The organism is Streptomyces sp. NPDC014882 (assembly GCF_043081325.1).
Taxonomy (GTDB): Bacteria; Actinomycetota; Actinomycetes; order Streptomycetales; family Streptomycetaceae; genus Streptomyces.
In genome coordinates this window covers 609223-629210 of record NZ_JBIBWL010000003.1, presented here as the reverse complement: position 1 = coordinate 629210, position 19988 = coordinate 609223, and the positions used below count along the sequence as shown (strand labels likewise).

Sequence of the window (19988 nt, the reverse complement as noted above, 5' to 3'; positions counted from 1 at the left end):
GAACCTCTCAGGGAGGCGCGGTGGGGGACGCGGGCCGGCCGGCCCCTCCTCCGCGTTCGCCCCGGTGGGGCGGCCGGGACGGTCCGGTGGAGCGCCCGGCTCCGTGCGGCGGACCCCCTGCGGGTTCCCGGGAGTTCCTGGAAGTTCCTGGGAGTTCTCTGAGGGCCCCGCCGGGTACGGGGCCGCCCGGGGCTCAGTGCGGGAGGGCGGCGAGCCACTCGACGAGGATGCGGTTGAGGTCCTCGGGCCGCTCCTGCTGGATCCAGTGGCCGCAGCCGTCGAGCAGGTGGGAGGAGACCAGGCCGGGCAGGGTGGTGGCGTGGGCGTCGATCGCGTCGGCGAGCCAGGTGGTGGAGGCGTCCAGGCGGCCGGCGACGAACAGGGAGGGCTGGGTGACGGGGGCGCCGTCGTGGTCGGCGAGGTCCTCCCAGTCCCGGTCCATGTTCCGGTAGCGGGCCAGTGCCCCGCTCAGCCCGGTCCGCTCGAACTCCGCGGCGTAGAAGTCGAGTTCCTCCTCGGTGAGCCAGCCGGGCAGCCGGCCGGCGGGGAAGCGGTCGCGCATCCGGCCGCCGCGGGGCACGAAGTACGGGCTCGGCGCGTCGGGGGCGGGCATGGTGTCGGCGGACAGGGCCGCGTAGAAGCCGGCGAGCCAGCCGCGCACGTCGGGCTCGATCTCGGCCTCGGCCCTGCCGGGCTCCTGGAAGTAGGAGACGTAGAACTCCTCCTGCGCGCCCGCCATCCGCGCGAAGACCTCGCCGGGCCGTGGTCCGCCGCGGGGCGTGTAGGGGACGCCGAGCAGGCCGACCGCGCGGAAGACGTCCGGGCGCAGCAGCGCGGAGTGGGCGGCGACGGACGAGCCCCAGTCGTGGCCGACGACCACCGCGCGCTCCTCGCCGAGGGCGCGCACCACGGCGGCGTTGTCCTCGACCAGTTCCCGCATGCGGTACGCCTCCGGGGCGGCGGGCCGGGAGGAGCGGCCGTACCCCCTGACGTCGAGGGCGGCCGCACGGTACCCGGCGGCCGCGAGGGCGGGCAGCTGGTGGCGCCAGGAGTACCAGGACTCGGGGAATCCGTGCACGAGGAGCACCAGCGGGCCGGTGCCCTGCTCCACGAGATGGATCCGGCCCGCGGGGGAGGGAACGGTCCGGTGGACGACGTCCGAGGTCTGCTGCGGCATGAGAGCTCCAGAAGTCCGGGCCCGGAAGGCGCCGGGCCGTCCGGCCGCGGGGCCGCCCCCGTCCGGTGGAGTCCGTCCGGGCGGGGCCCCGTCACCGGCATCCTGCGGGGACGCGCCACAACGGCGCGAGGGGACTTGCCGGTTCGGCAAAACCGGGGTGGGGGCGAAGACCGGTTCGCGGGGCTGTCACCGGGCCGCCGCGGGCGGCCCGGTCCTCAGAACAGCTCGTCCTGGAGGGATGCCGTCGGCTTTCCGAACTCCCGCACCGGCATGCTCGTCCCGGCCGTCCCCCCGGCCGGGACGAGTTCCCAGCCCCGCAGCAGCCGGGTGTCCAGCACGACGACCCCCGCCGCCGTCGCCAGATGCAGATCCGGGCCGGCGGCGGCGACCAGTTCCCCGCTCACCGCGCCCCCGGCGACCAGCTCGCTCACCGCGCCGACGGCCGCCGGCGCCCCCGCGAGGCCGAAGACCCCCATGTGGTCGACGGCCCGGAAGGGCTCCCGTGCCAACGACTCGGGCCATCCCTCCAGTCCGGCCGCCCTGGCGTGCAACTCGCGGATCTCCAGCGCCCGTTCCCCCTCCTCGCGGGGCAACTCGGCGCGGACGGCCCGCTTCTCGGCGTACGGGACCCGGTCCGGGACGCGCAGCGCGGCCCGCAGCAGTTCCTCCGTGCGCCGGGCGGCCATCAGGGGGCCGGTGCCGAGCCAGCTGAAGGAGACGGCACCCTGCTCCAGCAGCCGTGCCGGCCCCCGACCGGCCGCGGTGATCCCGACCTTGACCAGGCCGGGCCCGAACCAGGCCAGGTACACGCGGTAGGGCCGCGGGTCGTCGGCGACGCCGTCCGCGGCGACGGAGTGCGCCCGGTCCAGCCGCCCGCACTCCTCGCAGCGCGCCCCCGTGCCGCGCGCCGGCACCACCGCCCGCACCGGGCACGGGTGCCCCCGGGCACCCGCGCACGTCCGCACACCCCCCTCCGCGACCCCGAAGGCCACCCGCTTCCCCCACGACAGCGGGCTGCGGCGCCCCCCGTCCCACAGCAGCTCGGGCCCCGTCCCCGACCAGCGCAGCCCCGCGCACTTCCATGCCTGTGCCATCACCCACCACGGTAGGCGCCCCCACTGACAACGCCCCGCGGCCACCCGCCGGGAGGCCGGACCGGCCGGCAGCCCGGGGACGACCACGGCGGAGCCGGTTCCGCCGGTCCGGCCGACGGGCCGACGAGGCCGACGAGGCCGACGAGGCCGACGAGGCCCGGACGCGAGCGGGATCAGGAGCGCCGTCCCCCGAACTCCCACGCGTGGACCTCGATGCCGGCGTACCGGTCCGCGCTCAGCACGGCGCGCGCCGCGTCCGGGTCCGGGGCGCGGAGCAGCACCGCCGTACCGAGCCAGGCGCCGCCGGCGTCGGACAGCAGCGGCCCGTACGCGATCAGCTCGTCGCGGTCGTCCGGTACGTCGAGGTCGGCGGCCTCGCCCGCGCCGAGCCCGAGGACCAGGTACCGCTCGCCCCCGTCCCGGCCGCCGGGGAAGTCCCACATCGTGCGCCCCAGCAGGTTGCGCCACCGCCGCAGCAGCACGTCCCGATAGGCGCCGGCCTGGTAGCCCGGCTCGTCGAACGCGAACGCCCGCGCGGCGGCCGGGTCCGGCAGGTCGAGGATGTGCACGCTGCCGCTGAGCACGTCCCCGTCGAAGGTGGGCCCCCGGGCGATCATCTCCGTCTCGTACCGGTCCATGTAGGACCAGTGCTCCTCCAGCAGCTCGGTGCGCAGTGCGAGGGAGCCGGGCCGGTCGCGGTGATGACAGAAGAACTCCATGCGCCCAGTCTCGGCGACTTCCCCGCGGGCCGGGGCCGAACGGCCGGTCCGCCGTCCGCCGTCCGCCGTCGCGCGAACCGGTCCGGGCGGAGGACGTCAGGCGGCGACGCGGGCGACGAGCCGCCTGGCCTTCTCGGCGGCGTCGGCCAGCGCGCGCTCACGGGACGCCTCCGCGAGGGGGACCAGGTCCGCCATCGCCGGGTTGACGGCGGCCATGGTCAGCTCGGGCACGATGAAGTCGACCTCGGCGCCGACCATCTCGACCAGGACGGCCTCGAGGTAGTTCTGCACGTACTCGAAGCCCTCGCGCGGGGTGCCCGGCGCGTAGGAGCCGCCCCGGCTGGCGACGACGGTGATCGGGAGGCCCTTGAGGGTCGAGTCGGGCCCGGCCGTGCGGCCCATCAGGAGGACCTGGTCGAGCCAGGCCTTGAGGGTCGAGGGGATGGTGAAGTTGTACATCGGGGCGCCGATCAGCACGGCGTCCGCCTCCTCCAGCTCCTCCACCAGCTTCAGCCGCTCGGCGAACGCCGCGGCCTGCTCCGGGGTGTGGGTGGCCGGGTCGGCGAAGCCGGCCGAGGCGGCGAGGGCGTCCAGGTGCGGGACGGGTTCCGCGGAGAGGTCGCGGTAGTTCACGGTGCCCTGCGGGTGCTGCTCCTCCCACGACTTGCGGAAGGCGTCCGTCACCGCGCGGGACGCGGAGGCGGAGGCGGGGAGCAGCGACGAGTCCAGGTGCAGCAGCGTGGCCATGGGGCACTCCAGGGTGGGGGTACGTTTCCGTAGGTAGCTATCAATAACTACGCGACAACTAATAGCACAGCTACTTACTTTTTTTCACCCCCGAACGGCAGAGCGGTACCCTGAGGGCATGGCGGAAACAACGAGGACGGATCACGAGCCGGGGGCGTGCAGCCGGGTCGGCGACGGCATCACCAGCGTCTTCGGGCTGCTCGGCAAGCGCTGGACGGGCATGATCGTGGCCGCGCTGATGCAGGGTCCGGTCCACTTCGCCGATCTGCGCCGCGGCATCCCCGGCATCAGCGAACGCATGCTGTCCGACCGCCTGACCGAACTGGGCGCCGCCGGCCTCGTGGTGCGCGAGGTCGACGAGGGCCCCCCGCTGCGCGTCTCGTACCGCCTGACCGACGCCGGGACCGCCTTGGGCCCCGCCCTCCAGGAACTGGGCCGCTGGGCGGAGGAACACCTGCTCAAGACGGACGGCGCCTGCTGAGGCAGCCTCCGGAACCAGGTGTGCCGGTGCGTACGGGTGCGGCGCCCCCGGGACACCGGATCCGCACCGGGGGACACGGCCTGCGGGAGGGCGGCCGGATCGGGCTCAGGCCCGCCGGCCCGCCGGAGTGATCACGGCGCGGCCGGCAGTCGGCGGTCGGCTCGGAGAGGGGTTTCCGGTGCCGCGGTCCGGGGCGTTCGCGCGGACCCGCACGCCGCGGGCCTCCGACCGGGTGACCGGGCCGAAGTCGCGCGGGGGCACCGGCGGGGCGGTGGGCCCGCGTCCCGACCGGCCACGCACGTCACGGCCCCGTAGGTCACGGCCACGCACGTCACGACCACGCACGTCAGGGCCCCGTAGGTCACGACCACGCACGTCACGGCCGGGCGAGTCCCGCCCGGCCGGCTCAGGCGACGCCGACGAGCCGCACCGCGGCCCCGGCCGCCCTCGTCGAAGACCCGCGCGGCTCGTGGGACCGGGCCGGGGCGGGGCGAGTACCGGGGCGGAGGCCGGGCCGGGCCCCGGGGCCCGGGCAGGACCGCGGGCCGGACGGCCCCGGGTGGCAGCTAGGCGGACCTGCGCCGAGCCGGACGCCGGTCGGGGACGAACTCCGGCACGTCTTCGAGCGGGAAGTGGTCGTTCTCCGCGGGCTCCGCGGACTCCGTGAAGTCTCCGAAGTCCGGTGCCTGGAAGGGGTTCGCCGCCGGGGGCGGCGAGGTCGCGAGGGAACTGCGCGGCGCTCCTTCCGGAGCGGAGAACAGCGAGGTCGAGTCGATGAGAGGACTCCCATTCGTTACAGGTCCGTGAGGAAGCCGGAGTGCCGTGGGCGGGCACCGCGGGTTCTACAGCTTGGTCAGCTTGGGGTACGGGGTGAGGATCCGGTGTTGCGCCGAGCCGAAATCGACGAGGACCGCGATTCCCTCCTCGATACCGATCACCCGGCCGAGGCCGTGCACGTCGTGCGTGACCTGGTCACCCACGGCGAAGTGCTTGGGCGGCGGCGCGACCGGAGCCTTGAAGGGGCTGGTGGGCAGATGGCGCTTCGATGCAGCAGGCTTTGTCATTGCCCCCAGTATGCGCCTGCACGCGGCCGCCCGGCAGCGCTCGAACGCCTCTTCCGTCTCCCGGGGGCTTCCGCCGGTCACGCCGTGGGGCGGCGGACGAAGATCCGGGAGGAGCACCCTGGGCGTCGATGTCACCGGTCGACGTCGAAGGCCCCACCGGACGGACCGGCGGGGCCTTCGATCTGTGTGCACTCGGCAGGATTCGAACCTGCAACCTTCTGATCCGTAGTCAGATGCTCTATCCGTTAAGCTACGAGTGCTTGTTCTTCTTTTGTTTTCCGTCTCCGCTCCCGGCCCTTGCGGCTCGTTCCCGGCGACAGGAAGAACATTACATGACTGCCGCCGCCATGTGAAATCCGATTCCCCTACCCCTTGTGACCTGCGAGAAGACCCGATCCGGGGGGTGCGGAACAGGAGCCCGGGAACGACGAAGCCCCGGTCGCGGAGGACCGGGGCTTCGAAGTGGAGCGGAGGCGGAGGGATTTGAACCCTCGATGGGATTGAAGTCCCAAACCGCATTAGCAGTGCGGCGCCATAGACCGGACTAGGCGACGCCTCCACACAGCCGCTCGCGTGTCTGCGAGTGGCGCGTGCAGATGATGACACAGTCGAGCGTCGTGTCACCAATCGGCGTCCACGGTACTAGGCGGGCGGCCCGCAGGGCAAAGGCATTCGCCGGGCGGAACGTCGCCGGGGGTGGGGCGTTAGGCAGGTCATGGTCCAGGTCACCCCGCTGCGGCGGCTCGCTCTCACCCTCTCCGCCGCCTCCGCCGTCGCCGGCTCCCTCGGCGCGGGTTCCGTCACCGCCCACGCCGGGCCCGGTCCGGTCCGTCCGCACTTCCCCCCGCCGCACCTCGTACCGCCGCGCCTCGCGCCGCCGCCCGTCCGCGACGAGGACCGGCCCGCCTCCGGCGATCACCTCACCGTGACGGTCCGGGGCGCGGGCGGGGGCGCCGACGGGACCTTCACGGTGCGGTGCCGCCCGGACCGGGGGACGCACCCGGACGTGCCGGGGGCCTGCGCCGCCGTGGACCGCAACACCCGGTGGGGCAGGGATCCCTTCGCGCCCGTGCCGGAGGGCAGCGTGTGCACCATGCGGTACGGCGGTCCGGCCACCGCTCACGTCACCGGCCGGTGGGCCGGACGACCCGTCGACACCGTGTTCGAGCGCGGCAACGGGTGCCAGATCGAGCGCTGGGACCGGTTCGTGCCGCTGCTGCCCGGGGCGGGGCGGACGCCCTCCCGCCCCTGACGGGCGCCGGAGCGGTCGACCGGGTTCCGTTCCGCCGCCGCCCGAGGGACGGCGGCCGGGGGACGGCGCCCGGGGACACCCGCCGAGGACGCCCTCCGGAGCGCCGGGTCCGGCACCTCCCGCCCCCGTCCCCGCACCCCACCGGAGCCGCACAGGTTTCCCGTGGCGGAAGCACCCGTCGCGTGGACGTCACGCGAAGGTCCCGCGAAGGCGGGGCGGGCGGTCGCACGTTCTGAGGCACTTCGTCGTGCGAGCTGCCTCTCATCCGGCGCCCCGAGCACGGCCCCAGCCCTTAGACTCGCTCGCGTGACACGCTGCGGGAGGGTTGGCAAGATGGCCCGGGCGGTCGGCAAGGTGCGGTAACAGGGAGGAAGCGACTCGTGAGCAGCAGGCCATCCCGAGGCGCTGCTCGCCTCGCAGCCATACTCGACGCACTGCCCGACGCGTTGGTCCTGGTCAACGCCAACGGGACCGTCGTCAACGCGAACACCATCGCGCTGGAGGCGTTCGAGACACCGGGTACCGCCCTCGTGGGGCGGGGACTGCTCGATCTCCTGCCGGAGTTCGACTCCAAGCTCATCCCCGGCTCGATGCGGCGCCCGGACCACATGGACCCGCGCGGCCGGACCAAGCCCACGCGGATGACCGCCCGGCGCACCGACGGCACCGAGTTCCCCGTCGAGGTCACCAGCGCCAACCTCGAGAACGGCCAGCAGGCCTACGACAGCCACGGCTACGCCAACGACGAGCTGCTGATGCTCGTGGTGCGCGACCTGTCGGGCACCGTCGACACCGAGGCCGAGCTGGCCCGGTCGCAGCGGCAGACCGAGATGATCCTGCGGGCCGCGTCCGAGGGTGTCGTCGGCACCGACACCGACGGACGGATCGTGCTGGTCAACCCGGCCGCCGCCCAGACCCTCGGCTACCGGGCGAGCGACCTCGGCGGCAAGGAGCTGCACACGCTCGTGCTGCACTCCCGCGCCGACGGCTCCCCCTTCCCCTACGACGAGTCGCCGCTCGCCGACACCCTGCGCTCCGGGCGCAAGCACCGGGTGCGCGGGCAGGTGCTGTGGGCCAAGAGCGGGGACAAGGTCTCGGTCGACCTGACGACCGCGCCCGTCCGCGACGGCGACCAGCTCGTGGGCGCCGTGATGACCTTCACCGACCGGCGGCCCTACGACTCCCTCGCCGAGGAGAAGGACGCCGTCGAGAAGCGGCACCGGGACGAGCTGGAGCGGCTCTCCGAGGAGCACGCCTCCGACCTCACCGCGCTGCGCCAGCGGCACGTCACCGAGGTGGAGGAGCTGCAGGAACGGCACCAGGAGGAGCTGGCCGCCGGTGAGGAGCGCTACGCCGCGCTCGGCGAGCGGGAGAAGGACCGGTACGAGGCCCTCGCCGCCCGCCACGACCAGCTGCTGACCCTGCTCGGCCGGTCGCTGCGCGGCCCCCTGGACGAGCTGCGCCGCGAACTGTCGGCGCTCGCCGCCGACGACGCCGGGCAGCTGTGGCCCGAGGCCAACCAGGTCCTGCACCACCTGTCGGCCGGGTACGCCCGCATCACCACCCTCATCGACAACGTCCTCGGCTACCAGCGCCTGGACACCGGCGGCGAGGCCATCACCCGTACGAAGGTGATGCTCGACGCCGTCGTCGCCGCCGGTGTCGACGGGGCCGTCGAACTGGTCGGGCCCGGGCGGGTCCAGTTCGCCGTGCACGCGCCGCCCATCGAGGCCGAGGTCGACGCGCGGCTCCTCGCGACCGCGCTCGCCCACCTCGTCGCCGACGTCGCGGGCGTCGACGCCACCGGCAACGCCCCCGTCTCGGCGGGCGGTTACATGGACAACACGGTCGTCGTGGCCGCCGCCCAGCGCGGCGAGGTGGTCCGCATCGAGGTGCGCGGCCCCTACGCGGGCGGCGACCCGGTGCACGAGCCGATCGTGCGCGGGATCGTGCGGGCGCACGGCGGCGTGCTCCAGACGCACGAGGTGCCGGGCATGAGCGGCAGCGCGTACGTCCTCGAGGTCCCGCTGGGCGGTGGGGCGGGCGCCGTCGCCGCTCCCGTCGTCGGGTCCGCCGTCGCGCTGCCGGCCGGTCCGCCGGACCGGGCCGCGGAGACGGCCGACGGTGCCGCCGCGGGCGACACGTCCGACACGGCCGACGGGCAGAACGCCGGCGCGGGGCGGCGGCGGGCCCGGCGGTCCTCCGTGGACGCCTTCCTGGAGAGCGAGGTCGCGGGCGCGGCGCCCGTCGGCGCCGAGGGCGAGTCCGCGGTACCGACCGGCCGGCGCCGCCGGCGCGGGCCGGTGGCCGGGGAGACGCCGGCCCCGGTCCCCGTCGAGGAGGCCGACGCCTCCGGCGGGACCGGTCGACGGCACGCGCGGTCCGGCGAGGGCGCCGGGGTGAGCGAGGGCGCCGTGGTTACGGCCGCCGAGCACGCGGCGGGCACCGCCGCCTCGGGCACGGGGCTCGGCGGCACCGTCCCGCCGCAGGGCGTACCGGCGCCGGGCGGACGGCGGGCCCCGCACGACGGCGACGAACCGCAGGCGGCCCTGCCGCCCGCCCTGCCCGCGCTCGCGGGCGCCCTGGTGCCCGCGGAGGGCGCCGGACAGCCGACGGGCCGCCGCCGACGCGCCCTGACCGCCGCGAACGAACGCGCCGCCGCGCAGGAGGCGGGGCCCCGCACGGTGTTCGCCCTGCCGCCCGCGGAGGCGGACCGTCCGGCCGAGGGTGCGGCCGGCGCGGAGGCGCCGGAAGCGGGGCAGGTTCCGGGGCAGCAGGGGCCGGTGCCGGTCGCTCCCGTCCCGGCGCAGGACGCCGTACCGGCTGCCGGGCCCGTTCCGCTGCCCCTTCCCGGGCAGGCCCAGGTCCCCGCCCAGGCCGCGTCCGGCGACTCGCCGATCGACCACGGCCGGCACGACGCCGTCCCGCACGGCCAGGCCGACGACCACACCCCGCCGCAGCCCCACCCCACCACCGCGCCCACGGGCCGCCGGCGGCGGGCGGGCGGCCGGCCGGTGACGGAGGAGGGGACCGGGGCCGAGGGCGTCGCGACCGCCGCGGTTCCGGCACAGGCGCAGGCGCCTCGGGTGCAGGCGCCGCAGGTTCAAGCTCCGCAGGTTCAAGCTCCGCAGGTTCAAGTTCCGCAGGGGCAGACGTCTCAGGTGCAGGGCTCCGCGCCCGCACCGTCCACGCCCGTCCAGGTCGCCGCGGAACTGCCGCTTCCGGCTCAGCCGCTCCCCGGTCAGACGGTGCCCGGTCAGGCGGTGCCGGTGCCCGGTCAGGTGCTCCCCGGGCAGGCGGTGCCGGTGCCCGCGCAGCCGCTGCCCGGTGGGCCGGCCACCGGGCAGCCCGTCATCCCCGGTCAGGCCGGTCCGACCGGTCAGCCCGCTCCGGCAGCTCCGGCAGCTCCGGGCAGTCCGGCTCCCCAGGCCGTACCGACCGTGCCGGGGCAGGCGGGCGCGCCCGCGCAGGTCCCGCCCGTCGGGCCGCTCCCCGCCGAAGCGGCCGTCCCAGTGACGCCGACCCCCGGTTCGGGCACCCCGCTGCCGCCCGAGGCCACCGCCGCGCAGCCGCGGGTGGCCCAGCCCCTGCCCGCCGAGGCCGCGCCGGTCCCGCCCGTCGACCCCGACTCCACCCAGGGCCGCGCGTTCAGCGTGCGGACACTGGGCCAGGGCGTGCCCTTCACCCGGCAGGCCGCGCAGGTGCAGCAGGCGCAGCAAGCACCGCAGGCCCAGCCGGTCCAGCGGTTGCAGCAGGCCGCGCAGCCCCCGCAGGCCGCCCAGCCCGCGGCCCCCCACCCCACCTCCGCCACCCCCGCACCGCACCACCCGAACGGCTCCGGGCGGCGCCGCAAGCTGGGCACGCGGCCCGACGCGGCGGCGGCGCAGGAGCAGACGGCCCGTCCGCACCCGGCGGCCGAGCAGGCCGCCGTGCCGCAGGCACCGGTGGCTCCGGGCGCGCCCGTCGCGCATCCCTCGCTCGCGGGCCAGCCGCTTCCCGGGCAACCGCTTCCCGGGCAGCCCGCGGCCGGGCAGTCCCTGGCCGGTCAGGTGCGGCTGGCGCCCGGGACCGAGGGGGCCGGGCGGTCGTACGCCATAGGGGCGCCGGACAAGAACGCCGCCGAGGGGCCGGAGCCGCTGGACGGGCCGGGCGGGGCCGTCGAGGTGGCCGATCCGCCGCGGCCGCAGCCGATGGACGACGAGCTGCCTCCGGAGCCGCTGGACAACCCGCGTCGGCTGCTGGTGTGGCCGGCCCCGGACGCCAGTACGCAGCAGGCGCTCAGCGACCGCGGCTACCGGCCGGTCATCGTGCACTCGCGCGAGGAGGTCGACGCCCAGATCGCCGCGTTCCCGGCCGCGCTGTTCGTCGACCCGCTGACCGGTCCGATCACCCGGACCGCGCTGCAGTCGCTGCGTCAGGCGGCGGTGGCCGCGGAGGTACCGGTGCTGGTCACGGCCGGACTCGGGCAGGCGACGCGCGAGGCGGCGTACGGCGCCGATCCCGCCGTGCTGCTGAAGGCGCTCGCGCCGCGGGACAGTGAGCAGCATCCGCCGCGGGTGCTGCTGATCGAGGAGCACGCGGAGATCGCTCTGGCGCTGACCGCGACGCTGGAGCGGCGCGGGATGCAGGTCGCGCGGGCGGCCGGCGACGCGGACGCGGTCGCGCTCGCCGGGCAGCTGCGGCCGAACCTGGTCGTGATGGACCTGATGCAGGTGCACCGGGGGCAGGCCGGGATCGTCGACTGGCTGCAGGCGAACCGGCAGCTCAACCGCACGCCGCTGGTCGTCTACACGGCCACCGTCGACCAGGCGGACCTGCCCCGGCTGGCCTCCGGCGAGACCGTCCTCTTCCTCGCGGAACGCTCCACCAGCGAGGAGGTGCAGGTCCGGATCGTCGACCTGCTGGCGCGGATCGGCACCAACTGAGGGATCACGCCTCCGTCACGGCCGGGCCCTCCGTGACGGGCGGGCCCTCCGTGACGGGCGGGCCCTCCTCGCGGACGGTCCTCCCTCATGGCAGGCCCTCCTGACGGGCGGGTCCCGTCAGGAGCAGGCCCTCCGACACGACCGGCCCTCCTCACGGGCGGGCCCCGTCACCACCGGGTCCCGTCACGGGCCGGTCCTTCTCACGAGCGGGTCCCCGACACGGCCGGCCCTCCGTCACGGACGGGCGACCAGTCTGCGGGCCGCCTCCTTCACGGAGGCGCGCAGGCGGTCCCGGTCGGAGTCGTCCCCGCCGACCAGGATGCGGCGCATCTGGGGGACGACGGTGGCCCAGTTGGCGAGCGCGACCAGCAGGAACAGCAGATCGGGGGCGGGGATCGCGTCGTCGACGACCCCGCGGTCCTGGCCGTCCCGCAGGGCGGCGACCTTGCGGGCGTAGTGCTCCTGCCGCTCGGCCTCGTCGGGGAGTTCGGCGGTGCCGTACTCGATGCCCTCCCAGTACAGGAGCCGCAGGAGTTCGGGGTGGGCGGCGTGGTAGTCCATGAGCCGGTCCATCCAGCCCTCGACGTCGTCGGGGTCGACGGGGACGGCGGCGGCGAGGTCGACCATGCGGCGGCCGAGGACCTGCGTGAACAGCTCCGCCTTGTTGCCGAAGTAGGCGTAGATCAGCTGCTTGTTGGCCTTGGCCTCGGCGGCGATGCGGTCGACGCGGGCGCCCGCGATGCCGTACCGGGCGAACTCGGCGACCGCCGCTTCGAAGATCCGCGCCCTGGTGGCCTCGGGGTCGCGGGGGGTCCTGGTCGTTGCCATGGGGTCAGGGTAGCGCGCGGGTAACCAACTGGTTGGTTGACAGGGAATGGACGCGCGGCCGAGACTGTTCCCCCATCGTTCCAACCAACTGGTTGGTTATTGGAGTCGGCTCGAAGGAGCGCGTCCACCATGCCGTCCACAGCCACCGCCGGGCAGCAACAGCAGCAGCACGCCTGGCCCGCCGAGCGGGCCCGGCCCGCCCAGCGCCTGTTCCTCCCCCTCGTCGCCCTGTGCACCGCCGTCACCGCCGCCAACATCTACGTGGCCGCCCCGCTCCTCCCCCTGATCGCCCACGACTTCGGCTCCGCGCCCTCGGCCGTGGCCTGGATCGCGTCGGTCGCCCAGTTCGGCTACGCCGCCGGCCTCCTCTTCTTCGCGCCGCTCGGCGACCGCGTGAACCGCCGCCCGCTCGTCGCGGCCCTCTCGCTGGTCACCACGGCGGCGCTGGTCGCCGGCGCCGCGGCGGCCGGCACGGCCGCGCTCGCCGCCGCCGTGTTCGTCGCCTCGGCCGCCACCGTCGTGCCGCAGCTCCTGGTGCCGCTGGTCGCCGAACGCGCCCCCGCCCGCCACCGGGCCCGGCACGTCGCCGCCGTCATCGCCGGTCTCTTCACCGGCATCGTCGCCGCCCGCGTCCTCGGCGGACTCGCCGGGCAGGCCTTCGGCTGGCGCCCGGTGTTCGTCGGCGCCGCCGGCCTCACCGCGGTCCTCGGCCTGCTCACCGCGGCCGCCCTGCCCTCCGAACGCCGTCGCCCCCGTGAAGGCGGCCTCTTCGCCGGGCTGCGCGCCATGCCCGGCCTGGTGCGCCGGTCGCCCGACCTGTGGCGGGCGTGCGTGCGGCAGGCCGGCATGTACGGCGCCTGGAGCGCGCTGTGGACCTCACTGGCCCTGCTGCTGACGGGCGGCTCGTACGGCCTCTCCACCGCGACCGCCGGCCTGTTCGGCCTCTTCGGCCTCGCCGCCAGCGTCGTCGCCCCGCTGGCCGGCGGCCTGGTCGACCGCTTCGGCGCCGCGAAGGTCGTCCGCGCCGCCTACCTGCTGGCCGCCGTGTCCGTGCCGCTGTTCTGGCTGGGCGGCCGGGTGATGGCCGCGCTGTTCGTGGCCGCGGTCGTGATCCACACGGCCCTCGTCGCCTCCCACGTCGCCAACCAGACCCTCGCCCTCACCACCACCGGCGCCCCGGCCACCGCCAACAGCGCCTACGTCGTGGCGGGCTTCGCCGGCGGAGCCACCGCCTCGGCCCTGGCGGGCCTCGCCTTCGCCCACTTCGGCTGGACCGGCGTGGTCGCGATCGCGGGCCTGTGGCTGACGGCCGGCTGGGGGACCACGGCGGTGAAGCGGGCGTAGCCCTCGGGCACCGCGGCGACGGAACGACGGGTCGTCAGGACGCCGTCGCCGGACGGAACCCCGCCGGCGGAGACGTCCCCGGCCAGCACCGACCGGCGCCGGTCGGCACCGGTCGGCCCTCCGCGCACAGCCGTCCGCCCGGCAGGGGCCGCGAGGTGCCCTGCCGGGCGGACGGGGTGCGTCGGATCCCGGTGACGTCCAGGCCGCGCCGGAGCCGAGCGGCCTCCAGGCCGTATCGGAGCCTGGCGGCCTCCAGGCCGGGTCAGAGCCGGGTGATGCCCAAGCCGGGTCAGAGCCGCGTGACGTCCAGGTCGCCCGCCGCGTACCGCCTGCGCAGCACCTTCTTGTCGAACTTGCCCACGCTCGTCTTCGGGACCGCCTCGACGATCGTCCAGCGCTCCGGGAGCTGCCACCTGGCGACGCCGCCCTCTTCGGCGAGGAAGGCGCGCAGGGACTCGAAGTCGGCGGTGGCGCCCTCCTTGAGGACGACCGTGGCCAGCGGGCGCTCGCCCCACTTGTCGTCGGGGACGGCGACCACGGCCGCCTCGGCGACGGCCGGGTGGGCCATCAGCGCGTTCTCCAGGTCCACCGAGGAGATCCACTCGCCGCCGGACTTGATGACGTCCTTGGCACGGTCGGTGAGGGTGAGGAAGCCGTCGGCGGAGATGGTGCCGACGTCCCCCGTCTTCAGCCAGCCGTCCTCGCTGAACTTGTCGGCGGGCCGCAGGGGTTCGGCGTCGGGCCCGTTGTAGTAGGCGCCGGCGATCCACGGACCGCGGACCTCCAGCTCGCCCGCGGACTCCCCGTCCCAGGGGAGCCGCTCGCCGCCGGGCCCGGTGAGGCGGGCCTCGACCCCGGCCGGGAAACGGCCCTGGGTCAGGCGGTACCCGAACTCCGCGTCCGTGCCGACCGCGGCGGCCGGCGGGCGGGCGATGGTGCCCAACGGGGAGGTCTCCGTCATGCCCCAGGCGTGGCAGACCCGCATGCCGAGCCGGTCGAAGGCCTCCATGAGGGAGGGCGGGCAGGCCGAACCGCCGATGGTGACCTGGGTGAGGGAGGAGACGTCCCGCGGCCTGGCGGTCAGCTCGGCCAGCAGTCCCTGCCAGATGGTGGGCACCGCGGCGGCGTGGGTCGGCTTCTCGCTCTCGATCATCTCGGCGAGGGGCGCGGGCTGGAGGAAGCGGTCCGGCATCAGCATGTTGACGCCGGTCATGAAGGTGGCGTGCGGGAGGCCCCAGGCGTTGACGTGGAACTGGGGGACGACCACCAGGGAGGTGTCCTGGTCGGTCAGTCCCATCGACTGGGCCATGTTGACCTGCATGGAGTGCAGGTAGATCGAACGGTGGCTGTAGACCACGCCCTTGGGGTCGCCGGTCGTGCCGGAGGTGTAACACATGGCGGCGGCCTGCCGCTCGTCCAGCTCGGGCCAGTCGTAGACGGCCGGCTTCCCGGCGATCAGGTCCTCGTACTCGTGCACCCGGGCGGTGGCGTCCGCGAGGAGCGAGCGGTCGCCGGGACCGGTCACGACCACGTGCTCGACCGTCTTCAGGTGCGGGAGCAGCGGGGCCAGCAGCGGCAGCAGCGAGCCGTTGACGATGACGACCCTGTCGGCCGCGTGGTTCACGATCCACGCCAACTGCTCCGCGGGCAGGCGCAGGTTGAGGGTGTGCAGCACCGCGCCCATGGAGGGGATCGCGAAGTAGGCCTCGACGTGCTCGGCGTTGTTCCAGGCCAGGGTGGCGACCCTCTCGTCGCCGGTGACGCCGAGGTCCTCGCGCAGGGCGTGCGCCAGCTGGGCGGCCCGGGCGCCGATCTCGGCGTAGGTGCGCCGCTGCGGTTCGCCCTCACCGGTCCAGGTGATCACCTGCGACGAGCCGTGGATCGTCGACCCGTGGGTCAGGATCCTTGAGATCAGCAGCGGTACGTCCTGCATGGTGCTCAGCACGGCGTCCTCCCAGGTGCGGCGACATTGCCTACGCGGTGGTAACGGTTGCGCTGATTCTGCGCACATACCAAGCGGTATGTCACTAGGGGGCAAGGCTCGATCAGGTCACGTTGCCGCCCACGCCGTACCGCGCTGTCGGCGCGCTAGCGGACGACGACCAGCTCGGGGTCCTCCCGGAGCTTGCCGAGCGCCCGCGAGACCGCCGATTTCACCGTGCCCACCGAGACGCCGAGCACCTCCGCCGTCTGCGCCTCGCTGAGGTCCTCGTAGTACCTGAGGACGACCATCGCCCGCTGCCGGGCCGGGAGTTTCATGATCGCCCGCCACATCGCGTCGTGCAGCGCCTGCCGCTCGGCCGGGTCCTCGTCGCCGGGCGGCGGCTCCGGCAGCTCCTCGCAGGCGAACTCGTCGACCTTGCGCTTGCGCCACTGCGAGGTGCGCGTGTTCAGCAGGGCCCGGCGGACGTAGCCGTCGAGCGCCCGGTGGTCCTCGATCCGCTCCCACGCGACGTAGGTCTTGGCGAGCGCGGTCTGCAGCAGGTCCTCGGCGTCGCACGGGTTCGCGGTCAGCGACCGCGCGGTGCGCAGCAGCACCGGCTGACGGGCGCTGACGTACGACGTGAAGGACGGGTACGGGGAAGGCCGCGTCTTGCCGTTCGAAGCGCGGGTGCAGACGGGTGTGGTCATGGGCTCCACGCTAGGTTCGCCCCCGCCTCCCGCGGATCGGCCGCAGGTGCCGAAGGCGGGTCCCCCTCAGGTTGTAGGGGTGGTGCCGGCCCCACCTCCTGAAGGTGGACGAGACGACGCCCGCTCCTGCGGGATCCCCCCTGGGGGCCGCACGCCGACGACACCGGCACACCTCGGCCCGGGGCCCGGCCCCGGGCCCGGCCCCAGCCCGGCCTCAGCGCGTCCCCTGCCGCCGACGCCGACCCCGAGACCGGCGCCCCGCCCCGCCGCGACCGTGGCACGGGCGGCTTCCGGCCCTCTTCACGGACGTGCCGCACGGTCCCGTACGGTCGCCGCACGGCCTCCGCGGTGCCGTACGGCGACCGTGCGGGACCGCCGCCTCCACCTCCGGCGGGCCCGCCGGACCATCGCGGCGAAGGCCCTCCCCCTTCCTTTTTTCGAACTCACGTACGAAAATAGAGCCATGGCCATCACGGACCGGTACCCCCGGCAGGCCGGCACCCTGGCCCTCGCCCACGCCCTGTCGGCCGCCGAACGCGGCCTGGCCGTCATCCCCCTGTCCCGGACCAAGCTCCCCGCGTTGCGTTCCCCCCACCGCGACGACCCCGCAGCCCCGCCCTGCCACGGCGAATGCGGCCGCCCCGGCCACGGCGTGTACGACGCCAGCACCGACCCCGCGCGCATCCGCGAACTGTTCGCCGCCGCCCCCTGGTCCACCGGCTACGGCATCGCCTGCGGACTCCCCCCGCACCACCTGATCGGCGTCGACCTCGACACCAAGTCCGGCACCGACTCCACCGCCGCCCTGCGCGAACTCGCCCTGCGCCACCTCTTCACCATCCCGCCCACGGTCGTCGTCCTCACCCCCTCCGGCGGCCGCCACCTCTGGCTCACCGGCCCCGCGGACGTCGTCGTCCCCAACTCGGCCGGCCGCCTCGCCCCCGGCATCGACATCCGCGGCGCCGGCGGCTACCTCGTGGGCCCCGGTTCCCGCACCGACCGCGGCGTGTACGCCGTCGCCCCCGGCACCGGGCACCTCGTCCCCGCCCCCTGCCCCCGCGCCCTCCTGCGCCTGCTCCTCCCCCCGCCCCGTCTCCCCCACCGGACGCCCCCGGCTGCCGACGGGGCACACGGCCACGGACTCGTCCAGTTCGTCCTCGCGGCCCACCGGGGACAACGCAACACCCGCCTGTACTGGGCGGCTTGCCGCGCCTACGAGGACGGCATCGGCGAGGACCTCGGCGAAGCCCTCGTCGACGCGGCCGTCCGCGCCGGCCTCCCACTCCGGGAGGCCCGCTCGACCCTGGCCTCGGCGGCCCGCATGGCCCGCCTCCGGCCCCCGCCGCACCCCGACACCCCTCGCCGGTCCGCCGGCCCCCACGAGCCACTGTGACGGGGGAACACGGAAGGGGTGCCGCCTGGGAGGGCGGCACCCCTTCCGGCCCACGCCGCCTTCCGGCCCCACGACGCCTCACGGAATGGGCACCGGCTCCGTACGGGCCCCGAGCGCCCGGCCCGGCCGGTCCACAGGGGGCGGGCTCGCGGCCCGGTCGCCGTCCGCGCGGCACCACGTCCTCCGAGGGCCGAGCGCCCGGCCGATCCCGCCGCCCGTGACCGCCCCTCACCGGACCACGAGGGCGCGCGGTGACGGCGACACGGTGCAATACACACGTACGGAGGGCCGTCCACCGAAGCGTCATCACCCGTACGGTGGGCGTCGAGGCGGGGCGGCGGGGTACGGGACCACTGTTCCGTGCTCGCCCGAATGCCGGGGTCCGATGCCGCCCGAGGGCCGAAAAAGCCCGCATCCAAGGGTGTTTCCAAAGGAATCGGTGTCGCGGAAAGCGTTTCCGGCCGTCTTCGGTCAACAGTGTGCGCGTGTCTACCCCGGGTTAAACGTCCAGATTGTTCAGAATGTCATCAACTGCCCCAGTTGAAACTATGAAGTTTCGTGCCGAGGAGCATGACATGCAGGCTCGCAGATGGCACCCAGACCAGCCCACCCGCATCGGTCGGCACGACTGGCCTGACGAGGGTGACAACGGAACGCACATGCGGCTGCGGGCCGGCTCCATCGTGGTACTGGACCGGCAGGCGTGGCGGATCCTGGAGATCGACAGCTACACCGGCGACCGGTGGCCGGACATCTACGAGAAGGCGTGGCGCGACCACGTGGAATTGTGGTGGCACGCCAACGAACTGCGCCGGGCCAACAACCAGGCGGGCAAACCCGCTCCCGAGCGGGCCGAGTTCTACAAGCGCCCGGTGGTCCTCGTCCTGCGCAACGAGAACCTGCCCCGGTCCACGCCGAAGCACTGGTGCGCCCCCGCCAGCCACGACTGGGAGGTCCTCCCGGAGCACTACGCCGTCTGCCGCGCCTGCGGCGAGCTGCCGCCCTGCCGGCACGGGGAGTACCGCTGGGAGGGCGGACCCCGCTGGCCGGAGCAGAACGGCGGCATTCCGCTCATGGTGCCGGAGGGCTGCTGCATGGGGTGCGCCGAGCCGATCAGGCCGCGGGTGCGGACCGTCCGCTTCCCGGGACCGAACCTCTGGTACCCGCCCCTGGGGGAGGACACGGCGGTCTTCCACGCCCGTGCCGCCTGCGCCGACCAGGTCGACTGCTACCGCATGCAGTGGCAGACCGAGTACAACCCGCGTCCCGCCGCGCACTCCACCACGCCGGCGTTCCCCGGCTTCGAGCAGTTCGTGCTGCCCCGGACCCGCAACGCGCCCGACCTGGGCCCGCACGCCGAGCGGATCTCCCGCAGCACGCACCCCGGGCCGGTCGCACCGTCCCGGCCGGTGGAGGAGGAATGCGTCTCCGTGACCGGTGACTCCGGCGTCTTCCACGTGCCGTTCGACCGGTACCGGGGAGAAGCACGGACCGGCGCGATGCCGGCCGCCCCGCCGGCACCGACCGCCTCCGAACCGACGTCCGCGGCCCCCGGCGTACCCGCGGCCCCCGGTGCGACCCCGTTCCCCGGCGCACCCGCGCTCTCCGGTGCGCGCCCGCTCTCCGGTGCGCGCTCGCTCTCCGGCGTGCGCTCGGTCTCCGACGCCCCCGCGGCGGACCCGATCGCGGCGGGCCGGCCCGCCGCGCCGCACCAGCCCCCCGCGGCCGAGGCGACCGTCCCCGCCCCCTCCTCTCCCGCCGAGGAGGCCGGGCAGGCCCTCCAGGCGGCGGAGAAACTGGTGTCCCTGGCCGGGCGTCCGGCCTTCCACAACGCCGAGCAGGCGGCCAGGGTGATCGAGGAACTCACCGCCGCGGTCCGGAACATCGCGCTCTGCCTGCACGACCCGGCCGCCGGCGCCCGCACGTGACCCCCGGCGGCCCGCCCGCCTCCCCACCACGGCCGTCCACGAGCGCCGGCCCGGCACGCCCTCGGAGCCCGGCGACCACATGGCCGGCCCCCGACACGGCGGACGGCACGTGAGAAGGGCGCCCCTCACGGAGGGACACCCTTCGGGCCGGCCCTTCCGCGACCAGCGGAGACGGTGAGATCCGAACTCCCGGTGGCATCGCTGCCACGACGGCCCTCAAGGCCTTTCGGCGATCACGGCCGCTTCTGACTCCGCCGCCGGCCGGGCTCGTGGGGACCCCTCCGCGAAGCCGTCGTCCCCGTCACCCTCCCCCACGTGCCCCCATGTGCTCCAGGAGCGTCGTCACACCCGCTGAACCGCGCACGCGGGCCACTCGGGTGGCGTGCCTGGGCGGGTGGCGGTCCG

General features: G+C 75.1%; 14 protein-coding genes and 2 tRNA genes. 6 read left to right on the top strand and 10 right to left on the bottom strand.

Annotation, left to right across the window (positions count from 1 at the left end; all coding sequences use genetic code 11):
• Nucleotides 1-193: 193 nt before the first annotated feature.
• The 4 genes from ACF09K_RS10760 to ACF09K_RS10745 form a co-directional block, all read right to left on the bottom strand.
• The gene (locus ACF09K_RS10760) at nt 194-1177 is read right to left on the bottom strand and encodes an alpha/beta fold hydrolase (RefSeq protein WP_392242305.1); all 984 of its coding nucleotides are present in this window, start codon (nt 1175-1177) and stop codon (nt 194-196) included.
• Between the two features lie 215 nt (nt 1178-1392).
• Nucleotides 1393-2271, bottom strand: a complete 879-nt coding sequence (locus tag ACF09K_RS10755; RefSeq protein WP_392242304.1) for a DUF2797 domain-containing protein — start codon at nt 2269-2271, stop codon at nt 1393-1395.
• Between the two features lie 173 nt (nt 2272-2444).
• Entirely contained in the window at nt 2445-2990 is a 546-nt protein-coding gene (locus ACF09K_RS10750; protein ID WP_392242302.1) for a YciI family protein, read from the bottom strand.
• 96 nt (nt 2991-3086) lie between these two features.
• On the bottom strand, nt 3087-3737 hold the full coding sequence (locus tag ACF09K_RS10745) for an FMN-dependent NADH-azoreductase (protein WP_392242300.1): 651 nt from the start codon (nt 3735-3737) through the stop codon (nt 3087-3089).
• Nucleotides 3738-3855: 118 nt separating this feature from the next.
• Between ACF09K_RS10745 and ACF09K_RS10740 the strand changes: the two genes are divergently transcribed.
• A complete protein-coding gene (locus tag ACF09K_RS10740; RefSeq protein ID WP_392242299.1) occupies nt 3856-4218 on the top strand; it encodes a winged helix-turn-helix transcriptional regulator in 363 nt (120 codons plus the stop codon).
• An 842-nt stretch (nt 4219-5060) separates the two neighbouring features.
• Here the strand turns inward: ACF09K_RS10740 and ACF09K_RS10735 are convergent.
• The 3 genes from ACF09K_RS10735 to ACF09K_RS10725 form a co-directional block, all read right to left on the bottom strand.
• A complete protein-coding gene (locus ACF09K_RS10735; protein WP_392242297.1) occupies nt 5061-5282 on the bottom strand; it encodes a hypothetical protein in 222 nt (73 codons plus the stop codon).
• Between the two features lie 187 nt (nt 5283-5469).
• A tRNA-Arg gene (locus ACF09K_RS10730) sits at nt 5470-5542 on the bottom strand.
• A gap of 208 nt (nt 5543-5750) precedes the next feature.
• A tRNA-Ser gene (locus ACF09K_RS10725) sits at nt 5751-5841 on the bottom strand.
• 156 nt (nt 5842-5997) lie between these two features.
• Here ACF09K_RS10725 and ACF09K_RS10720 point away from each other — a divergent pair.
• Nucleotides 5998-6534 (top strand): SSI family serine proteinase inhibitor, encoded by a 537-nt coding sequence (locus ACF09K_RS10720; protein WP_392242295.1) that lies wholly within the window; start codon nt 5998-6000, stop codon nt 6532-6534.
• A gap of 380 nt (nt 6535-6914) precedes the next feature.
• Nucleotides 6915-11459, top strand: a complete 4545-nt coding sequence (locus ACF09K_RS10715; protein ID WP_392242293.1) for a PAS domain-containing protein — start codon at nt 6915-6917, stop codon at nt 11457-11459.
• A gap of 234 nt (nt 11460-11693) precedes the next feature.
• Here the strand turns inward: ACF09K_RS10715 and ACF09K_RS10710 are convergent, their stop codons facing one another.
• Nucleotides 11694-12287 carry a TetR family transcriptional regulator gene (locus tag ACF09K_RS10710; RefSeq protein WP_392242291.1) on the bottom strand — a complete coding sequence of 198 codons (594 nt, stop codon included), beginning with the start codon at nt 12285-12287 and terminating at the stop codon, nt 11694-11696.
• 129 nt (nt 12288-12416) lie between these two features.
• Here ACF09K_RS10710 and ACF09K_RS10705 point away from each other — a divergent pair, with 129 nt between their 5' ends.
• Nucleotides 12417-13631 (top strand): MFS transporter, encoded by a 1215-nt coding sequence (locus ACF09K_RS10705; protein WP_392242290.1) that lies wholly within the window; start codon nt 12417-12419, stop codon nt 13629-13631.
• A 289-nt stretch (nt 13632-13920) separates the two neighbouring features.
• Here ACF09K_RS10705 and ACF09K_RS10700 read toward each other — a convergent pair whose 3' ends face one another.
• Both ACF09K_RS10700 and ACF09K_RS10695 read right to left on the bottom strand, forming a co-directional pair.
• On the bottom strand, nt 13921-15576 hold the full coding sequence (locus tag ACF09K_RS10700) for a long-chain fatty acid--CoA ligase (protein ID WP_392242289.1): 1656 nt from the start codon (nt 15574-15576) through the stop codon (nt 13921-13923).
• Between the two features lie 143 nt (nt 15577-15719).
• Nucleotides 15720-16262, bottom strand: a complete 543-nt coding sequence (locus tag ACF09K_RS10695; RefSeq protein WP_392242287.1) for a SigE family RNA polymerase sigma factor — start codon at nt 16260-16262, stop codon at nt 15720-15722.
• A 463-nt stretch (nt 16263-16725) separates the two neighbouring features.
• Between ACF09K_RS10695 and ACF09K_RS10690 the strand changes: the two genes are divergently transcribed.
• Nucleotides 16726-17655 carry a bifunctional DNA primase/polymerase gene (locus tag ACF09K_RS10690; RefSeq protein WP_392242285.1) on the top strand — a complete coding sequence of 310 codons (930 nt, stop codon included), beginning with the start codon at nt 16726-16728 and terminating at the stop codon, nt 17653-17655.
• Nucleotides 17656-18230: 575 nt separating this feature from the next.
• Nucleotides 18231-19583: a hypothetical protein gene (locus tag ACF09K_RS10685; RefSeq protein ID WP_392242283.1), complete on the top strand. Its 1353-nt coding sequence runs from the start codon at nt 18231-18233 to the stop codon at nt 19581-19583.
• Nucleotides 19584-19988 lie beyond the last annotated feature (405 nt).

Excerpts from the sequence above, each read along its gene's own strand:
- ACF09K_RS10755 (WP_392242304.1), bottom strand. The coding sequence starts at position 2,271 with ATGGCACAGGCATGGAAGTGCGCGGGGCTGCGCTGGTCGGGGACGGGG.
- ACF09K_RS10720 (WP_392242295.1), top strand. The coding sequence starts at position 5,998 with ATGGTCCAGGTCACCCCGCTGCGGCGGCTCGCTCTCACCCTCTCCGCC.
- ACF09K_RS10750 (WP_392242302.1), bottom strand. The coding sequence starts at position 2,990 with ATGGAGTTCTTCTGTCATCACCGCGACCGGCCCGGCTCCCTCGCACTG.
- ACF09K_RS10710 (WP_392242291.1), bottom strand. The coding sequence starts at position 12,287 with ATGGCAACGACCAGGACCCCCCGCGACCCCGAGGCCACCAGGGCGCGG.
- ACF09K_RS10740 (WP_392242299.1), top strand. The coding sequence starts at position 3,856 with ATGGCGGAAACAACGAGGACGGATCACGAGCCGGGGGCGTGCAGCCGG.
- ACF09K_RS10745 (WP_392242300.1), bottom strand. The coding sequence starts at position 3,737 with ATGGCCACGCTGCTGCACCTGGACTCGTCGCTGCTCCCCGCCTCCGCC.
- ACF09K_RS10760 (WP_392242305.1), bottom strand. The coding sequence starts at position 1,177 with ATGCCGCAGCAGACCTCGGACGTCGTCCACCGGACCGTTCCCTCCCCC.
- ACF09K_RS10695 (WP_392242287.1), bottom strand. The coding sequence starts at position 16,262 with ATGACCACACCCGTCTGCACCCGCGCTTCGAACGGCAAGACGCGGCCT.
- ACF09K_RS10705 (WP_392242290.1), top strand. The coding sequence starts at position 12,417 with ATGCCGTCCACAGCCACCGCCGGGCAGCAACAGCAGCAGCACGCCTGG.
- ACF09K_RS10690 (WP_392242285.1), top strand. The coding sequence starts at position 16,726 with ATGGCCATCACGGACCGGTACCCCCGGCAGGCCGGCACCCTGGCCCTC.
- ACF09K_RS10685 (WP_392242283.1), top strand. The coding sequence starts at position 18,231 with ATGCAGGCTCGCAGATGGCACCCAGACCAGCCCACCCGCATCGGTCGG.
- ACF09K_RS10735 (WP_392242297.1), bottom strand. The coding sequence starts at position 5,282 with ATGACAAAGCCTGCTGCATCGAAGCGCCATCTGCCCACCAGCCCCTTC.